We start from the raw sequence: 22,314 nt of genomic DNA on the forward strand, positions 1-22,314 counted from the left end.
CCGCCCGCCGGCCCGTCGCGGGCCCATCCCGGTGCGCACCAGGACCGGCGGCCCGCCCGCCGCGTTCGCCCAGTCGCCGCCGCGCAGCGCCCAGGCCTCGGCGGCCACCGCGCAGAGCACCAGCAGCGGGGCGGGGCCCGGCGCGTTCACGGCGTCCGCCGCACGTCGCCGAGGACCGGGTTGCCGTGCAGGTAGCGGCCGAGCGCGGTGACCGGGAAGACCAGCCGGTAGAGGTGGTAGTTGATGGAGAAGTCCCACGGGAAGCCGGTGCCGGTGAACTGCGGCTCCGCCCAGGTGCCCTCGGGCAGCTGGGTGGCGGCCAGCCAGCGCACCCCGCGCTCCACCGCGGCGCTGCCGCGGCCCGGCCCGGGCGCGTCACGGACGCCGGGGCCGTCGCCGGCCGCGAGCAGCGCCATCAGCGCCCAGGCGCTCTGCGAGGCGGTGGACTCCCCGCGCCCCGACCACTGCTGCGGGTCGTCGTAGGAGCGCATGTCCTCGCCCCAGCCGCCGTCCGGGTTCTGCCGCTCCTCCAGCCAGGCCACCGCGCGGCGGATCGAGGGGTCCGAGGGCGCCACCCCGGCCGCCACCAGGGCCGGCACCACCGAGCCGGTGCCGTAGATGTAGTTGGTGCCCCAGCGGCCGAACCAGGAGCCCTCGGCCTCCTGGTTGCGCAGCAGCCACTCCACGCCGCGCCGGGTGCGCGGGTCGTCCGCCCGGCCGGTCTCGGCCAGCATCTCCACCACGTGCGCGGTGACGTCGGCCGAGGGTGGGTCGACCACCTCGCCGAAGTCGCAGAACGGCAGCTTGTTGGGGAGCGTGCTGGTGTTGTCGACGTCGAAGGCGCCCCAGGCGCCGTTCTTGGACTGCATGCCGAGGTTCCACTCCACGCCCCGGTGGACGGCACCGGCCACCCGCTCGGGCTCGGGGTGCCGCACCCGGCGCAGCGCCAGGACCACCTCGGCGGTGTCGTCGATGTCGGGGTAGGTGTCGTTGTGGAACTCGAAGGCCCAGCCGCCGGGGGCCAGCGCCGGGCGCTGCACGGACCAGTCGCCACGGGTGGTGATCTCCTCGCCGAGCATCCAGTCGGTGGCCCGCAGCAGCGCCGGGTGGTCGGCCGGCAGCCCGGCGTCGACCAGCGCGATGGTGGCCAGGCAGGTGTCCCAGACCGGGGACTGGCAGGCCTCCAGCCAGCGCCGGCCGTCCTCGGTGTGCACGGTGAACCGCTCGAAGGCGGCCAGGCCCGCCTGCATGACCGGGTGCTCGAGCTCGTAGCCGAGCAGGTGCAGGGCGATCAGCGAGTAGACGGCGGGGGGCTGGATGCCGCCCCAGCAGCCGTCCGCCTCCTGGCGCTCGACGATCCAGCGGCCGGCCTGGGTGAGCGCGAGGCGGCGCAGCGGGCGCACCGCGCGCTTGTGGTAGGCGTGCAGCACCAGGTCGAGCCGCTCGAAGAGGCCGTCCCAGCTGGCGGGCGGGGCGAGCGGGCGCAGCGGGAAGGGGTTGGCCGGGTCCGTGTGCAGTTCGGTGAGGTCGAACGGGGCGGGCCGGACCGGGCGGTGCGCGGAGACCACGGTCAGCGGCACGATGGTCTGCCGGGCCCAGCAGCCGAAGGCGTAGATGTTCAGCGGCAGCCACTTGGGCAGGAACATGATCTCGGGCGGCATCTCGGGCAATCGCGCCCAGGGCCACCAGCCGAAGAGCGCCAGCCAGATGCGGGTGAAGACCCGGGTAGCCGCGATGCCGCCGCTCTGGCGCACGAACCGGGCGGCGGCCAGCATGTGCGGGGCGTGCGGCTCGTCCCCGGCCAGCCGTAGCGCCACGTAGGCCTCGACGGTGGTGGAGATCTCCGGCGGCCCGCCGTGGAAGGTGCCCCAGGTGCCGTCCTCACGCTGCTGGGAGCGGATCCACTCGGCGGTGGCGGCGGTCTGGGCCGCGGTGCGGATCCCGAGGAACTGACGCAGTAAAAGGTCCTCGGCGTCCATCGTGACGTTGGTCTCCAGGTCGCCCTTCCACCAGCCTTCGGCGTCCTGGAGGGAGAGCAGGTGGGCGGTGGCCCGCCGCAGGGCGTCCTCGACCGTCGAACGGTCCGGGGGTGAATCCGCGACCTGCCGCTCGGCGTCCGACTCTCCGACGTCCCAGGGGCCCTGCTCGGCCGGGACCAGCAGCTGGGCCGCGCCCGGCGGCCGCTCCTCCACCGCGACCGGCTCGGAATCGTACTCAGGGTCGAGCCGGCCGTCCGCGGTTGCTGTCAACTTGACGTCACCTCTCTCGTACCACCACGAATTCGGCGAGGGCGACGAAGTGCTCGCGCACCGCGTCCGCCATGGGCACCTCGTCCAACGCGGCGAGGGCGGTCTTGTGCTGGCGGCGGGCCTCGTCCTGGGTCCAGGCGCGGCCGCCGGCCTGCTCGATCAGCGCGGCCCGGCCGGCCAGCACCTCCTCGGACTCCTCGCCGCGCCCCTGCGGGTCGGCGAGCAGCTCGGCGAGGCGGCGCGAGGCGGCGCCGCCCTCGGCGAGCGCGGCGGCCACCGGCAGCGACTTCTTGCGCTGGCGCAGGTCGCCCCAGTGCGGCTTGCCGGTGACCTCGGTGGCGCCCCAGATGCCGAGCAGGTCGTCGACGGCCTGGAAGGCCAGCCCGAGGTGGTGGCCGTAGCGCTCCAGCGCGTCGGCGGTGCGGTCGTCCGCGCCGGCCAGTACGGCGCCGATCGCGGCGGCGGCGGCGAGCAGGGCGCCGGTCTTGCCGCCCTCCATCTCCAGGCACTCCTCGACGGTGACCGCGTCGCGGCGCTCGAAGGAGAGGTCACGGGCCTGGCCGTCGATCAGCTTGCGGGTGGCGGTGGTCAGCAGCCGCACGGCCCGGGCGGCGTCGGTGGGGGTGGTGCCGTGCGCCTGGCCCGCGTCGAGCAGGACCTCGGTGGCGAGGGTGGCCAGCGCGTCGCCGACCAGGATCGCCTGCGCGGGACCGAAGACCGTCCAGGCGGTGGCCCGGTGCCTACGAGTCTCGTCACCGTCCATCAGATCATCATGCAGGAGGGAGAAGTTGTGCACCAGCTCAACGGCCACCCCGCCGGGCACGCCCGCCGCGGCCGGGGCGCCGGCCGCCTCGGCGGAGAGCAGCGCGAGCGCCGGACGGACCGCCTTGCCGCCGTCCCCCGCGGTCGGGTTGCCGAGCCGGTCGGTCCAGCCGAAGTGGTAGGCCGCGACCGCGTCCATCGGAGGCGCCAGCCGGGCCACCGCCGCGCGCAGCGGCGGCGTGCAGAGCGAGCGGCCCCGGGCCAGCAACCCGGGGACCGAGTCGGGGTCGGCCTGGGCCGTCGCTCCCGCGACCGTGCTGGGGCGTGCCTCCACGAGTGTTCCCTCTTCCTGGGCGGCTGTACCGCTCTGAACTGGTCTGCTGCTGTCGGTGCCGGGCCGGGTGCCGGTGGGCGGCGCCGTCATCGGGGCCACCGCCCGTCGCCGCGGTCCACCGGGACCCGCGCGCCGGCGGCGGCCAGCGCGGCGTCGGCGGCGGCGTGGCCGCTGCGCACCGCGCTCTCCATCGTCGCGGGCCAGCCGGTGGCGGTCCACGAACCGGCCAGCAGCAGGCCGGGCACCCGGGTGGCGGCCGGCGGGCGCAGCGCGGCGGTGCCCGGGGCCGGGTCGAAGGTGGCGGTGCGCTCCCGGGTGACGAAGAAGTCGAGCACCTCGGCGCCAGCGGCCGCCGGCAGCAGGCGCGCCAGCTCCGGCAGGTAGCGCTCGCGCAGCGCGGCGACCGGCAGGTCGATCTCGTCCTGGACGGCGGACTGGCTCAGCGCCAGGTACTGCGCGCCGGGGCGGCTGCGGGCCAGGCCCGAGTGCGCGGTGCGGTCGAAGACCCACTGGACCGGGGAGTCGAGGGCGGCGAAGAACGGGCGGCGCAGCACGGTGCGGTCGTAGACCACGTGCACGTTGAGGATCGGCGCGTAGCCGAGCTCGGCGGGCCGGTGCCGCTCGTCCAGCGCGTCGGCCGGCAGCAGGGCGGCGGCCGCGTCCTGGGCGCCGGCCAGCACCACGGTGTCGGCGGTCAGCAGCTCACCGCCCTCCAGGCGCAGCGCGTGCTGCGGCCCCTGCTCGGTGGGGACGGACTTGAGCTCCACCACCTTGCTGCGCAGCCGCACCTCGACGTCGGCGGCGGCCAGCGCCCGCAGCGCCGCGTCGTGGTGCACGGTGCCCAGCGGGACGCCGGCGATGCCGATGTCGGAGGCACCGGGGTCGGAGAGCAGGCCGGTCTTGAAGACCATGGCGGCCAGCGCCAGCGACACCTGGTCGGCGCGCGCGTTCAGGGTGGCCACCCCGACCAGGTCCCAGAGCGCGGCGATGGTCCGCGCGTTCTGGCCGTGCGCCCGCAGCCAGCTGCCGAACGACCGGCCGTCCAGCGCCGGATCGGTCAGCTCCAGGCGCTGCAGGGCGAGCGCGCCGCGCACCACCCGGAGGCGGTCCAGCGCCGTCAGGTGCGGGTAGGTCGCCAGGCTGGCGGCCAGGTGCAGCGGGACCGGCAGGGCGGCCCGGCGCAGCCGCCCCAGCCGGCGCCGGGCGCCGTGCACCGAGAGCACCGGGACGTCCAGGCGCGGCTGGATCTCGACCTCGCCGCCGGCGCCGAGCCGCTCGACCAGGCCGCGGTAGGCGGTGCAGCAGCGCAGGAAGACGTGCTGGCCGTTGTCGACGGCCAGCTCGCCGCGCTGGAAGGAGAAGGCCAGCCCGCCCAGCCGGGGGCGGGCCTCCAGCAGGGTCACCCGCCGGCCCGCCTCGGCCAGCCGCAGGGCGGCGGTGATCCCCGCCAGCCCGCCGCCGACCACGACCGCGCGGTGCTCGCGCGCCTCCGCTCGCCCCGTCATGCCGCCTCCCCGCTGATCGTGCCGCGCTGCCCCGGGTGCACCACCGGGGAGAACAACGGCACCGCCCGGGGTGATTCCCCGCTGACAGAATGTGACGGAGTGTCGCCGAGAATCAAGAACGTCCTCCGGCCAGGCCGGACAGCGCGACGTACGCCTTCTCCCAGCCCGGCAGCGAGACCCGGCCGCGCAGCACCGACTCCGGCTCGGCGGCGATCCGGCCGAGCAGCCGGTGGTAGATGCCGGCCATCGCCGCGGTGCAGGCCCGGCTGCGGCGGTCCAGCATCGGCAGCAGCCGCAGGCCCTCCTCGAAGTAGCCCTGGGCGCGCTGGGCCTGGAAGGCGACCAGCCCGGTGAAGTCGGCTCCGGCCGGCGGCCGGGACAGCGCGAAGCCCTGCTCGCAGCCGAACCGGGCCAGATCCTCGGCCGGCAGGTAGCTGCGGCCGTTGCCGGCGTCCTCGCGCAGGTCGCGCAGGATGTTGGTGAGCTGCAGGGCCAGGCCCAGGGTGTCCGCGTACTCCGCGCCGCGCTTGGGGTCCTCGCAGCCGTAGACGCCCAGCGAGAGCCGGCCGATCGAGCCGGCCACGCAGCGGCAGTAGACCTTCAGGTCCTCGAAGGTCCGGTACTCCTCGCCGCGCAGGTCCATCTCGACGCCGTCGATCAGCTCCTCGAAGGCGTCCAGCGGGATCGGGAAGCGGCGGGCCGCGTCGGCCAGCGCCACCTTGATCGGGTCGGTGTCCTCCTCGACGACGGAGCCGGTCCTGATCTCGTCCAGCAGCGCCCGGGTGGCGAGCAGCTGCTCGGTCTTGCGCTCGGCCGGCAGCTCGCCGTCGCCGATGTCGTCGACCCGGCGGGCCAGGGCGTAGAGCGCCGACATGGCCAGCCGCTTGGACTCGGGCAGCAGTCGGATGCCGTAGCTGAAGTTGCGGGCCTGCAGGGCGGTGACCGCCTCGCAGTACCGGTAAGCCGCCATGACCTGCGCCGACGCCAGTGGTGATGCCGCCACTCGGGCGTTCACCTTCCCTTCGCGAAGATGGCCGCCGCCTTCAACGCGAGGCGGCGCTTGTCGGGCTTCGGCTGCTGGGCCAGTACGTCGTACCCGGCGGCCTCGATGGCCGCCAGCGTCGCGTAGCCGCCCGCGGTGAATCCCGCCAGCAGCAGTCGGAGCCTTCCTTGAACCGTACCCACCAGCGGCGCACCACGATCGAGCAGGGTCCGCGCCCGGGCCGCCTCGAACGCCACCAGCTCGCGCACGGCGGCGGAGGCGGTGGGGCGCGCGAGGTCGTCCTCGGTGACGCCGAACCGGGCCAGGTCCTGGGCCGGCAGGTAGATCCGGCCACGGCCGAGGTCCTCGGCGACGTCCTGCAGGTGCTCGACGACCTGCAGCGCGGTGCAGACCGCGTCCGAGCGCTCGATCCGCTCCGGGCTGGAGACGCCGGCGATGGAGAGCACCAGGCGCCCGACCGGGTCGGCGGAGAGCGTGCAGTAGCCGACCAGGTCCTCGAAGGTGGCGTAGCGGGCGGTGGTCTGGTCCACCCGGTTGGCCTGGATCAGCCGGCGGAACGGCTCGGGGGTGAGCGCGTGCCGGCCGATCAGCGGCACCAGGGCGCGCATCAGCGGGTGGCGCGGGGGTTCGCTGGAGCCGCCGGGCAGCGCGGCCGCGAAGGCGCGGTCCAGGTCGCGCTCCAGCCCGTCGAGCAGGCCGAGCCGGAAATCCGTCTGATCGCCCTGCTCCGAAGGGGTGGCCGCCTCGAGCAGCACCGCCGTGCCGGCCGGGTCGGCGAGGTCGCCGTCACCCGCGTCGTCCACCAGGCGGGCGAAGCCGTAGACGGCCATCAGGTCGTCGCGCCAGGCCGCGGGCAGGAAGGCGGGGGCGACCGGGAAGTTCTCCCGCGCCGCCTTGGCCAGGGTGTCGCCCTGCTCCGGGGGCTGCGGGGCACGCCCCGGGCCGCCGGCTCGACCGTCGCCTGGCACTGAACCGCCCCCTCGCCGGGCCGAGGACTGAGCCGAAGCCGCCACTGCCGTCACTCCCCCGTTCTACACCCGTGTTGACCATGATTCCGACGAATCCGCCGCGGACACTCCCCGCGCAGGCCGCGATGGGTGGAGCGCTCCCGGACCCCACCCTTTCACCCCCCGGGGCCGCTCGAAAGACCGCCCCCTCGGCGCGCCGCGCGTGCTCACCCACCCGGCGCACACGCGGGGGCGCGCACCGGGCCGTGCCCTACTCCTCGTGCCCGCGGGCACCGGCCCGACACGGACCGGGGCCGGTGCCCGGGACGCCTCGCGTCCGAGCACCGGCCCCGGCAGGTGGGCGTGCGCCTCAGGGGCGCTCGCCGCGTTCGTACATGCCGACGACCTCTTCGGTGGGGCCGTCCATGATCAGCTCGCCGGTCTCGATCCAGATGGTCCGCTCGCAGGTGTCCCGGATCGCGTTGTTGTTGTGGCTGACCAGGAAGACCGTACCGGCCTCCTTGCGCAGCTCACGGATCCGGGCCTCGCTGCGGCGCTGGAACGCCTGGTCACCGGTGGAGAGCGCCTCGTCGATGAGCAGCACGTCGTGCGTCTTGGCCGCCGCGATGGAGAACCGCAGACGCGCCGCCATGCCCGAGGAGTACGTGCGCATCGGCAGGTTGATGAACTCGCCCTTCTCGTTGATGCCCGAGAAGTCCACGATGTCCTGGTAGCGGGCCTTCACCTGGGCCGGGGTCATCCCCATCGCCAGGCAGCCCAGCACCACGTTGCGCTCACCGGTCAGGTCGTCCATCAGCGCCGCGTTGACGCCCAGCAGGGAGGGCTGGCCGTTGGTGTAGATGGCGCCGCGCTCGGTCGGCAGCAGGCCGGCGATCGCGGAGAGCATCGTCGACTTGCCGGACCCGTTGGAGCCGATCAGGCCGATCGCCTCGCCCTTGTAGGCGGTGAAGGTGACGCCGCGCACGGCGTGCACCTCGGTGATCGCGGGCGAGCGCTTGCGCGAGATCAGCCGGCTCAGCGCGGAGGTCGCGCTGCCCTTGCCGGCCGAGGCGCCGTGCACCTTGTAGACGATGTGCACGTCGTCGACCACGACCGTGGGCGTGCGGGTCTTCTGTGCGTCCTCGACGGCCTTGGCGTCGCGCTTCGCCCGCGCGGCCTCGACCTCGGTGCGGTCGGTGATAACCGTCTCAGCCACGTCCGTACTCCTCTTCGGCCTTCCAGAAGAACACATACCCGATCGCGAAGGCGACCACGGCCCAGCCGACGGCCAGCGCCCAGATGTGCGCCGGCATCACCTGGTAGGTGTCCGGGTAGTGGTGCTTGCTGTACACGATCGGCGCCATGGCGTGCCGGATCAGCTCCATGTAGACCGAGGCGGGGTTGATCTCGGCCACCTTCTGCACCCAGGGCGCGGCGTCCTTGACCCGGTCCTGGATGCTGTACATCACGCCGGAGAGGTACATCCAGGTCCGCAGGATGAAGGGCATCAGCTGCGAGATGTCACTGGTCTTCGCGCCGACCCGGGACATCATCAGGGCCAGACCGGTGTTGAAGAAGCAGAGCAGCACCAGCGCCGGGATCACCTGGAACCAGGTCGTGCCCGGCATGATGCCGTTCATCAGGACGATCGCGACCAGGACGACCATCGAGATCAGCAGCTGCTGGAGCTGGATCACGGTGAACGCGATCGGCATGCAGGCGCGCGGGAAGTGCAGCGCGCGGATCAGCCCGAGGTTGTCGGAGATCGCCCGGGTGCCCGACTGGATGGCGCTCTGGATGAACTGGAAGATGAAGACGCCGATGCAGAGCCAGGCGATGTACTTCGGGACCGAGTTACCGCTCAGGATGACACCGAAGACCAGGTAGAACACCGCGCAGTTCAGCAGCGGGGTGACAACCTGCCAGACCTGTCCCATCTTCGCCGTGGTGTACTGCGCCACCAGGCGGGCGGTGGCGAAGGCCACGATGAAGTGCCGTCGCCCCCACAACTGCTTGGTGTAGGCGAACAGCCCGGGTCGCCGGCCGCTGACGGCCAACCCGTACTTGTCGGCGAGCTGCTTCTGGGAGAGCCCGGTATCAACACCTCCGGGCCTGGAGAGGTTGAGCGGTTCAGTCACTGTCGACACATTCGTCCTTCACGGATCGGAAGTCCGGCTGCTGGCCGGGGGCAGTCGCCGGTCTCTCGACGGGGGAGATCCAGGTGGATCGGGGGGAGATCGGTCGGCGGCGTGGTCCGCCAACCGGGGTGATCAGATGACCGGCGGTCTGCCCAACCTGGTCAATCGCCATACAGTACGCCATTGCATGGGCCGCCGCTGACCGCACGGAGTGCGCCAGCCCTCCCGGAAACCGCCCCACCAGGCCTTGAGCGCCTCCCCGGAGGGGCGGCGGACCAGGGTCAGCAGAATCCAGGTGCAGAGGTAGAGAGGCACCAACGGGGCTGGGAGGTTCCGTCGGGCCAGCCACACCCGGTTGCGCGCCACGTTGTGGAAATAGGTGGCGTGCCGGGCCGGGGAGGTGGTGGGGTGGTGCAGCACGATGTCCGCGCGGTAGTCGATCGACCAGCCCGCGTCCAGCGCGCGCCAGGCGAGGTCGGTCTCCTCGTGGGCGTAGAAGAAGTCCGCGGGCAGCTGGCCGGCCTGCTCGAAGACCGTCGAGCGGACCGCGCTGGCCCCGCCCAGGAAGGTGGTGACCGGCGAGGAGTGCAGCGGGTCGCTGGCGCGCAGCCGCGGCACGTGGCGGCGCGCGGTCTCGCCGGTGTCGGGGTCCGCGATCCGGAAGCTGACGATGCCCAGGTGCGGGTCGGCGGTGAAGGCCTCGCGCAGCAGCGTGGCCGAGTCGGTCAGCGGGAGCCGGCCGTCGTCGTCCAGGAAGAGCACCGCGTCGACGTCGCGGCCGTTGGGGCCGAAGAGCTCGATGCCGACGTTGCGCCCGCCCGGGATGCCGAGGTTCTCCGGCAGCTCGGCGGTGCGTACGCCCGCGGGCAGCGGCGGCAGCGGGGCGCCGTTGCCGACCACCGCCAGCTCGACGGCCGGTCCCTGCTGGTCCAGCACCGACTGGATCAGCGCGTTGAGCTCGGCCGGCCGGTTGCCCATCGTGATGATGACCGCGCCCAGCCGGAAGGTGTCGACCGCGCCCGCGGCCCGCACGGCGCTCATCGCAGCCTGCTGGACAGGACGATGCTCAGCAGGTGCAGCACGGTCTGCAGCATGGCGATGGCGGCGAGCACGACGATCGCGAGCCGGGTGAACGGCAGGCCGCCGTGGACGGCGTCGGCGATGCCGGCCGCCAGGATCAGCAGCGAGGCCTCGACCGCGCCCACCAGCCGGTGGAACTTGAGGAAGGCCGCCGCCCGGCGGGCCCTGGCGACCGTGGACGAGCGCGGCACCGCGGCGCTGTCCTCGACCGCCCGCAGCCCGCTGCGGGCCCGGGCCACGTCCACCAGGTCGGTCTCCGACTTGATCAGGATCGCGCCCAGCGCGGCCAGCGTGCCCAGGAAGGCCCACTCCCAGTGCGAGGCGGCCCCGGCGTGGTGCAGCAGGTCCGCGCCGCGCAGGCCCAGGCCGGTCAGCAGCGCGGCCTCGGACAGGTAGTGGCCGACCCGGTCCAGGTAGACCCCGGTCAGCGAGGTCTGCCGGCGCCAGCGCGCCACCTCGCCGTCCACGCAGTCGAGCAGCAGGTACAGCTGGATCAGCAGCGCGGCGACGATCGCGCCGGCCAGGCCCGGGACCACCAGGGCGGCGCCGGCCAGCACACCGGTGACCATCATCAGGTAGGTCAGGCCGTTGGGCGTGATGAGCGTGACCGTCGACAGCACCCGGGTGATCCGCAGCGAGATCCGCCGCATGTACAGCCGGCCCGCCCAGTGCTCGGCGCTTCTGCGCTGGAGCATGCCCTCGGGGTGGATGACGGCGCGCAGCTCCTCGACCGAGGGACGGACCGTGAGGTCGACCGCGGGGCGGTCGGCGGCTCCCGGGGCCCGGGGCGGGGCGGACACCACAGGGGGTGTGGACTCAACCGAGGCCGGGGCCTCAGCTGTTGACGGCTTGGACATAGTCGGCGTACGCGTCCCTGATCGCTGAAGGGGAGAGGTCGAGGTGCTCAAGGATGGTGAAGCGGCCCGGGCGGGTATTCGGAGCGTAGTGCACCGCATCGGTGAACTCCGCCTCGGTGAAACCGATCTGCTCGGCGCGCACCGGCAGCCCGTGGGCCCGTAGACGCTCGACGATCAGACCGGTCAGTTCACGCTCTCCCCGCAGGTGGCTCGCGAAGGCGGCACCGAGGCCGACCTGCTCGCCGTGCTGGGCTGAACGCTTGGGATACAGCACGTCCAGAGCGTGCGAGATCTCGTGGCAGGCACCCGAGGACGGCCGGGTACTGCCGCTGATGTTCATCGCGATGCCGGACAGTACCAGTGCTTCCGCGAGCGCCGTAAGGAGGTCCGCGTCCTTGAGGGTGCCCGGGTGTCGCAGCAGGTTCTCGCCCGCGGAACGGGCCATCGCGACCGCCAGCCCGTCCACCTTCTCGCCGGTCACGCGCTGGGACAGCTCCCAGTCCGCACAGGCCGAGATGTTCGAGATGACGTCGCCGATCCCCGCTGCCACGACCCGGACGGGAGCCTGTCGGATCACGTCCAGATCGACCACGATGCCGATCGGTCCCGGCACCCCGTAGGAGCCGCGCCCGGCGTCGTTGTCCAGCGTCGCGACGGGCGAGCAGATGCCGTCGTGCGCCAGGTTGGTCGAGACGGCGACGATGGGCAGCCCGACCCGCGCGGCGGCGTACTTGGCAGCGTCGATGATCTTACCGCCACCGAGGCCCACCATGAGGTCGTAGTGCCCGCCGCGCATCGCGTCCGCCAGCCTCACCGCGCAGTCCAGCGTGCCGTCGACCACCTCGTACCAGTCCGCGCTGGGCAGCTGCGGCTCCAGGCGCTCGCGCAGCCTGCTCCCGCTGCCGGTGCTGATCGCCACGGCGATCCGGCCCGAGGTGGAGAGCCGCTGGTCGGCCAGGATGCCGCCCAGCGCGTCCAGCGCGCCCGGACGGATCTCGACGAAGACCGGCGAGGGGATCAGTCGGGTCAGTACTGGCACGCGATCTCCCGCGCCTTGGCCAGGTCCTCGTGGTTGTCGACCTCGACCCAGGAGACCTCGCCGATCGGCTGCACGTCGATCCGCAGGCCGCGGTCGGCCATCAGCTGGTAGCCGTCCTCGTAGTACAGCTGCGGGTCGCGCTCGAAGGTGGCGCGCAGCGCGTCCGAGAGGTCGGCGGCGGCCGAGGGGTTGATCACGGTCAGACCGATGTACTCGCCGGTGGCCTCGGCCGGCTCCATCAGCTTGGTGATCCTTTGTACGCCCTTTGCCGGGTCGACGACGACCTTCATCTCCTCGTCGGCCAGCTTCTTCACCGCGTCCAGCGCGAGCAGGATGCCCGGGGCCCGGCCCTCGGCCGCCAGGCGGTCGTTGCCGTCCAGCAGGGTGCGCTGCACGGAGGCCGGGTGCACGGTGTCGCCGTTGGCGAGCAGCAGGCCCTCGGTGAACAGGTCACGGGCGCACCAGAGGGAGTAGGCGTTGTTCCACTCCTCGGCCTTGTCGTTCTCGACCAGGGTGAGCTTGACGCCGTACTTCTGCTCCAGGGCGTCCTTGCGGTCCTGGACGGCCTCCTTGCGGTAGCCGACCACGATGGCGGCCTCGCGCAGGCCGACCTCCGCGAAGTTGCCGAGCGTGAGGTCCAGCACGGTCCGCTCACCGTCCACGGGCACCAGCGCCTTGGGCAGGGTGTCGGTGTACGGGCGCAGCCGGCGGCCGGCTCCGGCCGCCAGAACGAGGCCGATCATGCGGGGTCTCCTGATTCGTCGTGCCGGTGACGGCGTGCCGGTGACGGCGTGCCCGGGTCCGGACCCGGCCCCGGGGGGCCGGACGGGCGGGCGGGCGAGCTGTGGGGTCCCCTGTACCGGCCGACGGGCCGGCGCCCCGACCGCTCCGCGGGGCGGTGCGGCGTGTCGTATGTGATGGTAGGCGACCGGCGTGACCCGCCCGAACCCTGGTCGTGGCCTCGTCGTAGCCGAACGCGGGGCGGGCGGGGCAACCGGTGGGGAAGCGGTGGATGCCGGTGGCGGGGGCGTGTCCACCGGGTACCGGTACGGTGTGCGCCGGGTACCGGTGCGGTGTTCATCCGCGTCCATCGGTGATCAGCCGGTGTCGGACTGGTGCCCTGGACATGAACGGGCGTTCGGTGCCATTCCGTCCCGAAGCGGACCGCCGCCCCCGAAGTCGGCACCCGGTGCGTCGAATCGATCCGGGCACCCGGGCCATGCGGCAGACTTGGGCCCCGACGCCCTCCGTACGCGACACAGCTCGCGCTACGCGACCCGACTCACGGCACGCGACACACGTTCGCGTCGGGGCGCGCTGCCTTCCGCTGGACCGGGGGGGCCTGCCCGGGTGCTCATCCGGGTGGCGGCGCCGGTCCCCGTGCCGAAAGAGGCCACATGTCCGAGAGCCGACCGACCACCGCTGCCCAGCCGGCGGCCACCGGCGAGATCCTGCTGGAACTGGTCGACGACCAGGGCACCACCATCGGAACCGCGGAGAAGCTCTGGGCCCACCAGGCGCCCGGGCACCTGCACCGGGCGTTCTCGGTCTTCCTCTTCGACCAGCAGGGCCGGCTGCTGCTCCAGCGCCGCGCGCTGGGCAAGTACCACTCCCCCGGCGTCTGGTCGAACACCTGCTGCGGCCACCCCTACCCCGCGGAGCCGCCCTTCGTGGCCGCCGCGCGACGCACCGCCGAGGAGCTCGGCACCGCCCCGGCCCTGCTCTGCGAGGCCGGCACGGTCCGCTACGACCTGCCCGACGAGGCCTCCGGCCTGATCGAGCGCGAGTGGAACCACCTCTTCGTTGGCCTGGTGACGGACGAACTGCGCCCGGACCCGGAGGAGGTCGACGACACCCGGTTCGTCACCGCGCAGCAGCTGAAGGAGCTGCAGGCCGAGCGACCGTTCTCGGTCTGGTTCACCACGGTCTTCGAGGCCGCCCTGCCGGGCATCCGGGAGATCGCCGGCCGCGACTGGTAGGTCGGATCGCCCGGGCGTTGGCGGGGCGGCCCCGGGGGGGCGGCGGTGGTCAGCGCCGCCGGTCGCCGCCGGGCCGCCCCACCCCGGGGAGCGGCCCCTCGGCCAGCCCCTCGACCAGCCTGTCGGCCAGCCCGTCGACGGTTCCCTCGACCGATCCCTCGACGGTTCCCTCGACCGACCTGGGGAGCGGCAGTGAGGCCCAGATCACCTTGCCCCCGTCCCCGGTGCGCTCGACGTCGCAGGCCCCGCCCGCCTCCAGGGCGATGCTCTTGACCAGCATCAGCCCCCGCCCACCGGTCTGCTCCTCGTCGCTGTGCACCGCCTTGGGCCGGTACGGATGGCCGTCCTCCACCGCGATCCGCACCTGGCCACCCCGGATCAGCACCTCCGTGGTCACCTGCGGCGACAGCGCGGCGGCGTGCGTGACGGCGTTGGTGACCAGCTCGGAGACGATCAGCAGCAGCCCGTCGGTCACGTCCTCGTAGCGGGCCCCGCCCAGCCCCTGCCCCCTCAGCAGGTCCCGGACCGCGTGCCTGACCCGCGGCACCGACGACTCGTGCGCCCCCGCGACGATCCGCCAGCACCCGCCGCCCCGCCCCACCGGCTCCGCCACCGCCGGCCCCGCCTCGCTGGTCCGCTCCACGTCCCGCCCACCCTTCGTCCGCACTCGGGAGGCATCGCCGGCACCGGCCGACCTTTCGGGAACGGGGCGTTCCGTTCAGGGCTCCCCTTCGTCACCAGAGGCTAGGAGAGCCGCCGAACCCGCCGTGCGGGTAAGTGGAACTTGCCCCCGCCAGATCAAGCCCGATCGACATCGACCGGTTCTGGTCGGTCCTGTCGCCCATCTCGGCCACTTCTGTCGCAGGATCGTTCATCCTCCCCGACCTCTCACTCCCACCGCGCCCCTCCCGCCCCCTCCCCGGCACCACCCCGACACCGCCCCGGCCGGACGAGAATCGCAGGTGAGAAGCACTCCGAAAGCCTGCTAATGTTCTCTCTGTCGCCAAGGGAGCAACACAAACCCCCGAGGCACACACCCTGTCCGGGTGGCGGAATGGCAGACGCGCTAGCTTGAGGTGCTAGTGCCCTTTATCGGGCGTGGGGGTTCAAGTCCCCCCTCGGACACCGACTGTGAGCCCACGGGTTCCGGAAAAGTGCTGGTTGAGATTCATCTCAACCAGCACTTTTTGCTTTCCGGAATCGTAGGTCAGGATCAGCCCGAGCCGCTGGTAGAGCGCGGCCCGGTCGGCCGGCTCGGCCTCCGCCAGGACCATGACCAGATCGCTGTGGGCGTGAGCCAAGGCGGCGATGTCGTCGCGGGTCAGTTGGGTGGAGCGGGCGAGCTGGGCTGTGCGGAGGTCGGCTTCGGCGCGGGTGCGGGTGGCTTGATTCTGGGTGATCCACTGGGTGACCAGGGCGGGGTCGGCGCCGGCTTCGAGGGCGGCGCGGTAGGTGGCGAGTTTGGTGTCGCAGTCGGTGATCGTGTTGCGGGCCTCTTCGGCGCGCAGGCTGTGCCCGGAGGCGGGGGCGATGTCCGGGGTGGCGGCGAGGAGCTCGATGGTGTCGTCGAGGCGGTGTGGGGCGAACATCCGGGCGAGCCAGTGGTCGAGTGGCCCGAGGATGTCCTTCTCGCGCAGGTAGATGTTGCGGGGGTGCTGGATGCGGTTGGCGAGGGCGTATTCGGCGGGGAAGCGGCAGCGGTAGTAGGCCTCGCCGTGGGACCAGTTGCCCTGCATTTTGCGCCCGCAGGCCGAGCAGATGAACGTACCGCGCAGGTGGTAGACGTTGCTGGTGCGCTTGACGCCGTGGGCGGTGGCGGTGCGGGTGCGGGAGTTGATGATGTCCTGTGCCTGGGCGAAGGTCTCGTCGTCGACGAGCGGCGGGTGGACGATGCGGTCGGAGACGATCCACTGCGCCTGGGCGTTCCAGCGCAGGGTGGTGGTGTAGCCGAGGGTGACGTCCTCGATGTCGAGGAGGGTCTCGTCCTTGCGCTGCTTGTTCCAGACCTGATGGCCCGTGTAGCGGGGGTTGGTCAGGATCGTGCGAACGGCGCCCTTGGACCAGGCGATGCCGCTGCGGTGCCGGTTGCGGGCCGGGTCGTGGGCGGACGGGCAGTCGATGCCGTCGGCGGTCAGAGTCTCGGCGATGGCGAAGAAGCCCTTGCCCGCGAGAAATTCACTGAAGATCCGTTGGACGATCACGGCGGTGGCGGGGTTGGGTGCCAGGCCGTGCAGGCGCTTGCCGTCGGCGGCCTTGGCCGGGTTGGGGTGCGGGCCGAGGTCGATGATCATGTAGCCGTAGGGCGGGCGGCCTCCGAGGAAGCGGCCCTCCAGCTGGGTCTGGGCGGCCATCGCGCTGCGGACCCGGATCCGGATGCGGTTGCGTTCACCCTTGGACACACCCCCGAACACGGACATGATCATGTCGTGGGCCTCGTTGTCCGGATCGATCGGACCGCCGACCTCCGGAACCCACAGCGGCACGTTGTAGTGCGTGAACAGGGGGAAGGTGTTCCCGAACTGGTTGCCGTAGAAGGCGCGCTGCGGCTCGCCGACGACCACCGCGTCGAACGGGCGGTTCGGACTCGCCAGAGCGGCCAGCAGGGCGGCAGACTGGGGGCGGCGCTTCCAGGGCAGGGCACGGCTGTGGCCGATGTCGAAGTACTCGGCTGTGACCTGCCCACCGTGCGGGGCGATGAGGGCGGTGGCACGGTTGAGTTGCCAGGCGCGGGAAGCTGCGGGGTCCTGGTTGTCCTCCGTCGACACCCGCCCGCAGAACGCGAACCTCAACGGGGCGGTGGGGGTGGGCCGCTGCTCCGAGCCGGCGTGCAGGCGGGTGCGCCAGCGCGGTGTGCCGGGCGGGGTGTCGGCGGTGGTACTCATGTGGGGGCCCTCCCGGGTTCGGACGTGGTGCCGCGCGGTGTGGCGGCAGGTCAGTCGTAACTCGGACGGTGGGGGTTATCCAGCGATCTCGGCTGCCCGAACGGATGGTTGATGGCCCGGTTCGTGGTTGGTGCGGGTGGCGTGGCGCTGGAGGATCCGCAGCAGCACGGGCACGGCGACGGGAGGAAGGATCGGCTCGTCGAGTGCGAAGTCGACCTGCAGAGCGACCGGCCTCTTCTTCGGGGTGGGGCTGGTGGTGCTCACGGCAGACTCTCACTGTCGGCGAGCTGACGAAACAGCAGATGTACTGCGCGTGCTGCTTGTTGGGGGACCACGGAGTTGCCACACAGGCGGATGCGGGCGGTGCCGGACAGGCCCAGGCCGTCGGTCCAGCCGTCGGGGATTCCCATCATCCACTCGACGAAGTCGGGTGACAGGACGGCCGCACCCGCGCGGCCCCGACAGGTGGGCGGGGGTGCTGGGCGACCGAGTGTCCGCTCCCAGCGCCGAATTGCCCTCTCGTATTCTCCCCAGTTGGTGTGCCCTGGCGTCAGAAATGGGGTGGCAGGGAGCTCGTCCGGCTGATGGAGACGGCGGTGGCCGGGAGGGTGAGGTCGCCCTTGGAGCCGCGTTGGCGTGGGCTGCCCTTGGCACCGTCGCCGGCCAGCGGAGTCGGCAGGAGTCGAGTGGACGCATCGGGGCTGCAGGGCCGTTGAGCTGGCACGGTGGTGGTCGGCCCAGGCTGCTTCGGGGGCGGTGCGGTGTGGGTGGCGGGTGCCGCCAGGTCGAGGGCGACTTGGGTGCGCAGGTTGCAGCCGCGTCCGGTCGGCCGGGTGCGGTTCGGGCCGGTGGAGTCGGAGACTGTGGGTGTCACCAAAAGCCGGGTCCCGCAGCGACCCGAGCAGGAACAGGCGGTCGCGGCGGTGGGGTGCTCCGATGTCGCTTGCTCGTAGGCAGCGCCATGCGAGGTCGTACCCGCTCGAGGCCAGGTCGGCGGCTACGGTGTCGAGTCCGCGTCGGCGCAAGGCGGTGACGTTCTCCACGAACACGAGGCGGGGTCGAAGTATGCGAATGGCGTGGGCGATGGTGTGCCAGAGGCCACTTCTGGTGCCTTCCGTGAGTCCGGCGCCGCGTCCGGCGTAGGAGATGTCCTGACACGGGAAGCCGGCGGTGACGATGTCGACGGGCTCGACGGTGTGCCAGTCGACGGTGGTGAGGTCGCCGAGGTTGGGGACGTGGGGGAAGTGGTGGGCCAGGAGCCGGGCGGCGGCGGGGTCGTTGTCGGCGCACCAGGCCAGTCGGGCGGGCAGGACGGTTTCGACAGCGAGGTCGAGGGCGGCGGTCCCGGTGCACACGCTTCCGATCCGCAGCGGGGTTCCGAGGGCGGCCGTGGGGGCCTGCGGGCCGGGGATGCCACCCGGCCCGCAGACGGTGGCGACGGTCACGAGGTCGTGGCCTCGACCGTGACGGCCGAAGGCGGCGTCGCGCGGCTGGGGAGACTGTGTGGGGCGCGCAGGATCAGGACGTCCTCGTGGACGATCAGGTGCATGGGGACGCCGGCTGCTCGGGCGGTGCGCACGTTCTTGAGTTGGAAGAAGGAGGGACGGGCGGTGAGGTGGCCGTCGCGGACGCCGGCGAGGAGGGCGACGCAGCGTTCGACGGGGGTGAGGCCGGCGTTCTGGCCGGCGGCGATGACGGCGGCGGGGAGGTCGACGAGTTCGCCGTGGTGGCGCCAGGGGCGGGCGGTGACGGCGACGTGGGCGCCGGGGGCGAGCAGGGGCAGGCAGCTTGTGAGGATGGCGGTGAACGCGTCGAGGAGGGCGTCGGTGGGGGCGTGGGCGAGGTTGGCGGGGTTGGTGCCGTAGGTGGTGTCGAACTTGTTGATTCCGGAGCGGTGGGTGTCGCGGGTGGCGTTCACCCGGCCGTGGACGGAGGCGCCGTAGGGAGGGGAGGTGAGCAGGAGCTGGACCTGGCCGTGGTGTTCGGGGCCGAGGAGGGTGTGGGCGTGGCGGGCGTCGCCGGTGTGGATGGTGGCTCGGCCGGTGGCGCCTTGGGTGTGGGCGAGGGTGAGGTTGCGCTTGGCGGTGGCGGTCCAGCGGCCTTCGAGTTCGATGCCGGCGGCGTCTCGGCCGTGGTGGATGGCTTCGACCAGGGTGGTGCCGATGCCGCACATGGGGTCGAGGACGAGTTGGCCGGGGGTGGTGTAGGTGGTGATGGCGTGGGCGGCGATGGCGGGGAGCATCTTGGCGGGGTGGGTGGCGGAGGCGGGGGTGTAGCGGTCGCGGCGCTGGTTGCGGGCGTCCTTCTGGGCCGTGACCCACACCGAGGTGGGCAGGGAGGCGAGGGTCGCCGGGACGGGCAGGGTGCCGGGGACAGGTTGGGGGTGGGTGGTCATCGTGGGCTCCTGACGCGGGCGGGTGCTGGGGTGTGGGTGGGGTGGGGGCTGGCGGGTCAGGGCTTGGTGAAGGCGAACAGGTCGTTGTGGATCACGTTGTGGCGGCCGGGCACCGGCTGGGTGTGGTGGCAGACGCAGTGCTGGCGGTGCCTGACCCGCGGGGCCACGGCGGGGGTGAGGTGGCCGTCGGCGGCGGTGGCCTCAGCGGCGACGATGTGCTGGAGGTAGACGAGTCCGCTGGCCCGGGCGTGGGCGACCAGGTAGGCGGCGGTGTCCTGGCCGGTGCTCTGGCGGGCCGTCATCACCAGGACGCCGTCGGGCTTGAGGGCCTGGGCGCAGGCGTCGGTGAGGGCGGCGAGTTCGGCGTGGGTGGTGAAGGCGTGCGGGGCGGCGATCGCGAGCCGGGCGCTGCCGTGGTGGTGGTCGGCGGTGATCGAGTGCGCGCCGGGGTGGCCGCGACGTAGCAGGGCGAGGGAGGCGACCTGGGCGGCCTGGTGGTGGAGGGTGGCGTAGGCGAGGTCGGCGTCGTGGTGGGTGCGGGCGTAGCCGAGCACTCGGCGGCCGGTGGTGACGGCGGCGATCAGGCAGGTGGCGTTGCCGGCTTCGGGGACGTAGACGAGGTCGCCGGGGGCGGTGAACGCCTCGATGATCTGCCGGGCCAAGCCGAGGGGGAGGCGGTTGGCGCAGGCCGCACCGATCGGGTTCCCGCAGAGCGGGCAGCAGCCGGCCAGGGGCTCGGTCAGCCAGACCGAGAGTGGAACGCCGCTGGGATTGGTGCGGGGGCTCTTCGGGGTGGTGCGGGTGGGCTGGTTCATGCGGGTTCGGCCCGACGGCCGCCGCGTGACGCTGACACCTGTAGAAACCGTTTTTCGGGCGCTTTCTAACGGACTGTCAATCTCATTGCAGATAAGTCATATCGACGCACGGTGGCCTCCGCTGCTGTCGGACCGTTGCTCCGACGGACCTCGATTGGGTTTTCTCGGGAATCTTCTCGTGCTGCCGATCCCCAGCCCTCCCCCAGGGCCATAGGGCCCGGTTGCGCTGGTCACGGGCCGAGTGGGGGTGGGCTGGGGGCGTTGGAGGGGGTTAGTGAGCAGGGGCTTCCCCAGGTCTGCCCCGGGGCGGCTCCGTGTGCTGCCCAGATCGGCTCCGGCCGGTCCCCTGGGGGTCGGCGATCACGGATTTCGACGGCGAACTCACGTCGTCGGAACCCGGAAGGACGACTCTCATGGTCGAGAACACCGTTGCCGTGCTGGAGCCGCTGCAGTCCGTGGAGCAGGAGTTGCGCCGTCTCGTGGAGCGCTCGCACCCGTTGACGCTGGCGGTGGGGGATCTGGACGCGGCGCTGCCGCAGCAGCCGCTGGACCTGGTCTCGTTGCGGGCGCTCCTGCTGCACCCCTCGGTCGGCTACCAGGCGCGTGGGGCCATCTGGGCGCGGCTGCTGCGGCTGACCGCGACGCCCGGGTGGCGTGGTGAGGACTGGCCCACCGCGGTGTGTGCGATGGCGCTGCCGGGCCTGTGGCGGATCGCCGGCCGGCTGCGGCGCGAGACGCCGGAGCTGGCGCGGGCGGAGGTGCAGCAGGTGATCCTCGCCGGGTTCTGGGAGGCCGCGGTGGAGCTGCGCGGCCGCTTGGACAGCATCGAGGCCGGCCGCATTCCGGCGAGCCTGATCTGGTCGGCGGATCGGGCCGCCCGCGCCTACCGCACCGTCGAGCGACGGCACGCCGAGACGGGGGTGGGCCTGGGCGAGCGGTCCGAGCTGTGTGAGGACGTTGTGGGCGGTCACCCGGACGAGGTGCTGGAGCGGGCGGTCGTGCGCGGGCTGCTGGGCCGGGAGCAGGCGGAGCTGATCGGCAGGACGCGGCTGGAGGGCGTGCCGGTGCGGGTGCTGGCCGAGCGGGCCGGCATCAGTGTGGAGGCGATGGGCATGCGACGGCATCGGGCCGAGCTGCGGCTGGTCACGGCCGTGCGGGCCGGGCTCCTGAGCGACTGACGGTCAGTACGACTTTCCCCACTGGGCGTTAGACACGCCGTCGCATCCCGGTTTGTACAGGGTGAAAGGGGCGTCGCCGACCAGCACGGCCAGCAGTCGCCTCGGATCCGCTGCGGACGCTGACACCGCTGCACCCCGACCGCCACCGATCCCGTGAGGGAGGTGACGGCCCACGGACCTTCGAGGCCACGCCGACCGCGGCGCCCCTTTCACCCATCGCGACTCCGCCGTCGCCCCGCCACACGCCTTGCTCCCGCCCGCCACGCCTGGAGTTCCTCATGCCCTGCCACGACCACCGCACCCCGCGAACGCGCCGCCCGCCCCGCTCCCTCCACACCGTGACCGTCGTGCTCGTCCTCGGGCTGCTGCTGTTCGCCGTGACCGCGCAGAGCGCCCACGCCCAGCCGCTTCGGCTCGCCGCTCCGCCGACGATCGACCAGGTCCTGACGAACGTGACCGCGTGGATCACCGGGATCGTCGCGGCCGTCGCCACCATGTTCCTGACATTCGGGGGCCTTCGGTACCTGCTGGCCGGCGGCGACCCGGGCGAGGTGATGAAGGCCAAGGGCGCGCTCAAGGGTGCCGGCATCGGCTACGTGATCGCGATCATGGCGCCGGTCATCCTGGACGTCCTGAAGAACCTGGTCGGCGCCAAGTGACACCCCGTCGGGCTTGGCGGGCGCGGTGGCTGTGGGCGGTGATGCTCGGCGTCACCGTCGCCCTGCTCGGCGTGGCGTTGGCCGGCCCGCAGCCCGCACACGCCGATCCTGCCGGTCCGCAGCCGGCACCCGGGGCGAGCCCGGGCCCACCACTGCCGTCACCACCCCGAACCGATCCCGGGCCGCCGGCCACCACCCAGGACCCGACTCCCGGCCTGTTGCCGTCCCCATCGGCGAGCGAGAAACCGCGACCAGCCCCGACTCCGGCGCCCTCGCCGGGCCCCGCTCCCTCACCACCGGCCGAGAGCGGCGCCGGCGACGGTTCTGGGGACTCGGCATCGTTCTGGGACATCCCGGGGCAAATTCGGGAGGCGATCACCGGATGGCTGGGCGATCTGATCCGGCCCTTCGTCGAGCCGCTCTTCAACACCCTGGTCCGGACCCTGCTGACCACCGTCGACCCCGCTGGCGCTCGCCGCGTCCAGGAGCTGT

The 22,314-nt window shown here is 72.7% G+C and carries 19 protein-coding genes, 1 tRNA gene and 1 pseudogene; 4 read left to right on the forward strand and 17 right to left on the reverse strand.

Annotated features, from left to right (window positions below; genetic code table 11):
- Nucleotides 1-146: 146 nt before the first annotated feature.
- The 11 genes from shc to ABD323_RS23345 form a co-directional block, all read right to left on the reverse strand.
- Entirely contained in the window at nt 147-2,249 is a 2,103-nt protein-coding gene (gene shc / locus ABD323_RS23295; protein WP_344443850.1) for a squalene--hopene cyclase, read from the reverse strand.
- Between the two features lie 7 nt (nt 2,250-2,256).
- Complete coding sequence (locus ABD323_RS23300) at nt 2,257-3,435, reverse strand: polyprenyl synthetase family protein (RefSeq protein WP_425556126.1); 1,179 nt, start codon at nt 3,433-3,435, stop codon at nt 2,257-2,259.
- A complete protein-coding gene (hpnE, locus tag ABD323_RS23305) occupies nt 3,432-4,850 on the reverse strand; it encodes a hydroxysqualene dehydroxylase HpnE (RefSeq protein ID WP_344443852.1) in 1,419 nt (472 codons plus the stop codon). Before hpnE ends, ABD323_RS23300 begins: the two co-directional genes overlap by 4 nt.
- Nucleotides 4,851-4,962: 112 nt before the next feature.
- Nucleotides 4,963-5,820 (reverse strand): presqualene diphosphate synthase HpnD, encoded by an 858-nt coding sequence (hpnD, locus tag ABD323_RS23310; RefSeq protein WP_344443873.1) that lies wholly within the window; start codon nt 5,818-5,820, stop codon nt 4,963-4,965.
- 41 nt (nt 5,821-5,861) lie between these two features.
- Nucleotides 5,862-6,755: a squalene synthase HpnC gene (gene hpnC, locus ABD323_RS23315; RefSeq protein ID WP_344443874.1), complete on the reverse strand. Its 894-nt coding sequence runs from the start codon at nt 6,753-6,755 to the stop codon at nt 5,862-5,864.
- 415 nt (nt 6,756-7,170) lie between these two features.
- A complete protein-coding gene (locus ABD323_RS23320; RefSeq protein ID WP_344443875.1) occupies nt 7,171-7,911 on the reverse strand; it encodes an ABC transporter ATP-binding protein in 741 nt (246 codons plus the stop codon).
- Between the two features lie 97 nt (nt 7,912-8,008).
- Nucleotides 8,009-8,947 carry an ABC transporter permease gene (locus tag ABD323_RS23325; RefSeq protein ID WP_344443853.1) on the reverse strand — a complete coding sequence of 313 codons (939 nt, stop codon included), beginning with the start codon at nt 8,945-8,947 and terminating at the stop codon, nt 8,009-8,011.
- A gap of 123 nt (nt 8,948-9,070) precedes the next feature.
- Nucleotides 9,071-9,979 (reverse strand): glycosyltransferase family 2 protein, encoded by a 909-nt coding sequence (locus ABD323_RS23330; RefSeq protein ID WP_344443854.1) that lies wholly within the window; start codon nt 9,977-9,979, stop codon nt 9,071-9,073.
- Nucleotides 9,976-10,713, reverse strand: a complete 738-nt coding sequence (locus ABD323_RS23335) for a CDP-alcohol phosphatidyltransferase family protein (protein ID WP_344443876.1) — start codon at nt 10,711-10,713, stop codon at nt 9,976-9,978. The genes ABD323_RS23330 and ABD323_RS23335 overlap by 4 nt, the downstream gene beginning before the upstream one ends.
- 139 nt (nt 10,714-10,852) lie before the next feature.
- Nucleotides 10,853-11,914 (reverse strand): iron-containing alcohol dehydrogenase family protein, encoded by a 1,062-nt coding sequence (locus tag ABD323_RS23340; RefSeq protein ID WP_344443855.1) that lies wholly within the window; start codon nt 11,912-11,914, stop codon nt 10,853-10,855.
- On the reverse strand, nt 11,902-12,657 hold the full coding sequence (locus tag ABD323_RS23345; RefSeq protein ID WP_344443856.1) for a phosphocholine cytidylyltransferase family protein: 756 nt from the start codon (nt 12,655-12,657) through the stop codon (nt 11,902-11,904). The genes ABD323_RS23340 and ABD323_RS23345 overlap by 13 nt, the downstream gene beginning before the upstream one ends.
- Nucleotides 12,658-13,311: 654 nt before the next feature.
- On the opposite strand from ABD323_RS23345, the gene idi reads away from it, so the two are divergent.
- Nucleotides 13,312-13,893, forward strand: coding sequence for an isopentenyl-diphosphate Delta-isomerase (idi, locus tag ABD323_RS23350; protein ID WP_344443857.1), 582 nt, complete (start codon nt 13,312-13,314; stop codon nt 13,891-13,893).
- 184 nt (nt 13,894-14,077) lie between these two features.
- On the opposite strand, the pseudogene ABD323_RS23355 reads toward idi, so the two are convergent.
- Nucleotides 14,078-14,536, reverse strand: a pseudogene (locus tag ABD323_RS23355) (ATP-binding protein); the annotation flags it as partial.
- Nucleotides 14,537-14,933: 397 nt separating this feature from the next.
- Between ABD323_RS23355 and ABD323_RS23360 the strand changes: the two are divergent.
- Nucleotides 14,934-15,018, forward strand: a tRNA-Leu gene (locus tag ABD323_RS23360).
- Here ABD323_RS23360 and ABD323_RS23365 read toward each other — a convergent pair.
- The 5 genes from ABD323_RS23365 to ABD323_RS23385 form a co-directional block, all read right to left on the reverse strand.
- Nucleotides 15,000-16,775: a recombinase family protein gene (locus ABD323_RS23365; protein WP_344443858.1), complete on the reverse strand. Its 1,776-nt coding sequence runs from the start codon at nt 16,773-16,775 to the stop codon at nt 15,000-15,002. The two genes, ABD323_RS23360 and ABD323_RS23365, sit on opposite strands and share 19 nt — an antisense overlap.
- 75 nt (nt 16,776-16,850) lie before the next feature.
- Entirely contained in the window at nt 16,851-17,039 is a 189-nt protein-coding gene (locus ABD323_RS23370) for a hypothetical protein (RefSeq protein ID WP_344443859.1), read from the reverse strand.
- Nucleotides 17,036-18,220: a DNA cytosine methyltransferase gene (locus ABD323_RS23375; protein ID WP_344443860.1), complete on the reverse strand. Its 1,185-nt coding sequence runs from the start codon at nt 18,218-18,220 to the stop codon at nt 17,036-17,038. The genes ABD323_RS23370 and ABD323_RS23375 overlap by 4 nt, the downstream gene beginning before the upstream one ends.
- Complete coding sequence (locus ABD323_RS23380) at nt 18,217-19,170, reverse strand: TRM11 family SAM-dependent methyltransferase (protein ID WP_344443861.1); 954 nt, start codon at nt 19,168-19,170, stop codon at nt 18,217-18,219. The genes ABD323_RS23375 and ABD323_RS23380 overlap by 4 nt, the downstream gene beginning before the upstream one ends.
- A 56-nt stretch (nt 19,171-19,226) precedes the next feature.
- Nucleotides 19,227-19,985, reverse strand: a complete 759-nt coding sequence (locus tag ABD323_RS23385) for a class I SAM-dependent methyltransferase (RefSeq protein WP_344443862.1) — start codon at nt 19,983-19,985, stop codon at nt 19,227-19,229.
- A 413-nt stretch (nt 19,986-20,398) separates the two neighbouring features.
- On the opposite strand from ABD323_RS23385, the gene ABD323_RS23390 reads away from it, so the two are divergent.
- On the forward strand, nt 20,399-21,163 hold the full coding sequence (locus ABD323_RS23390; protein ID WP_344443863.1) for a hypothetical protein: 765 nt from the start codon (nt 20,399-20,401) through the stop codon (nt 21,161-21,163).
- Between the two features lie 338 nt (nt 21,164-21,501).
- Nucleotides 21,502-21,822, forward strand: a complete 321-nt coding sequence (locus ABD323_RS23395) for a pilin (RefSeq protein WP_344443864.1) — start codon at nt 21,502-21,504, stop codon at nt 21,820-21,822.
- Nucleotides 21,823-22,314 lie beyond the last annotated feature (492 nt).

The sequence above is a fragment of the Kitasatospora nipponensis genome (genome assembly GCF_039528135.1).
Classification (GTDB): Bacteria; Actinomycetota; Actinomycetes; order Streptomycetales; family Streptomycetaceae; genus Kitasatospora; species Kitasatospora nipponensis.

Bases quoted from the DNA above. Each gene is read 5' to 3' on its own strand.
- ABD323_RS23300 (WP_425556126.1), bottom strand. From the start codon at position 3,435: ATGACGGCGCCGCCCACCGGCACCCGGCCCGGCACCGACAGCAGCAGA.
- hpnE (WP_344443852.1), bottom strand. From the start codon at position 4,850: ATGACGGGGCGAGCGGAGGCGCGCGAGCACCGCGCGGTCGTGGTCGGC.
- hpnD (WP_344443873.1), bottom strand. From the start codon at position 5,820: ATGGCGGCTTACCGGTACTGCGAGGCGGTCACCGCCCTGCAGGCCCGC.
- ABD323_RS23330 (WP_344443854.1), bottom strand. From the start codon at position 9,979: ATGAGCGCCGTGCGGGCCGCGGGCGCGGTCGACACCTTCCGGCTGGGC.
- ABD323_RS23335 (WP_344443876.1), bottom strand. From the start codon at position 10,713: ATGCTCCAGCGCAGAAGCGCCGAGCACTGGGCGGGCCGGCTGTACATG.
- ABD323_RS23345 (WP_344443856.1), bottom strand. From the start codon at position 12,657: ATGATCGGCCTCGTTCTGGCGGCCGGAGCCGGCCGCCGGCTGCGCCCG.
- idi (WP_344443857.1), top strand. From the start codon at position 13,312: ATGTCCGAGAGCCGACCGACCACCGCTGCCCAGCCGGCGGCCACCGGC.
- ABD323_RS23365 (WP_344443858.1), bottom strand. From the start codon at position 16,775: ATGAGTACCACCGCCGACACCCCGCCCGGCACACCGCGCTGGCGCACC.
- ABD323_RS23380 (WP_344443861.1), bottom strand. From the start codon at position 19,170: ATGACCACCCACCCCCAACCTGTCCCCGGCACCCTGCCCGTCCCGGCG.
- ABD323_RS23385 (WP_344443862.1), bottom strand. From the start codon at position 19,985: ATGAACCAGCCCACCCGCACCACCCCGAAGAGCCCCCGCACCAATCCC.
- ABD323_RS23390 (WP_344443863.1), top strand. From the start codon at position 20,399: ATGGTCGAGAACACCGTTGCCGTGCTGGAGCCGCTGCAGTCCGTGGAG.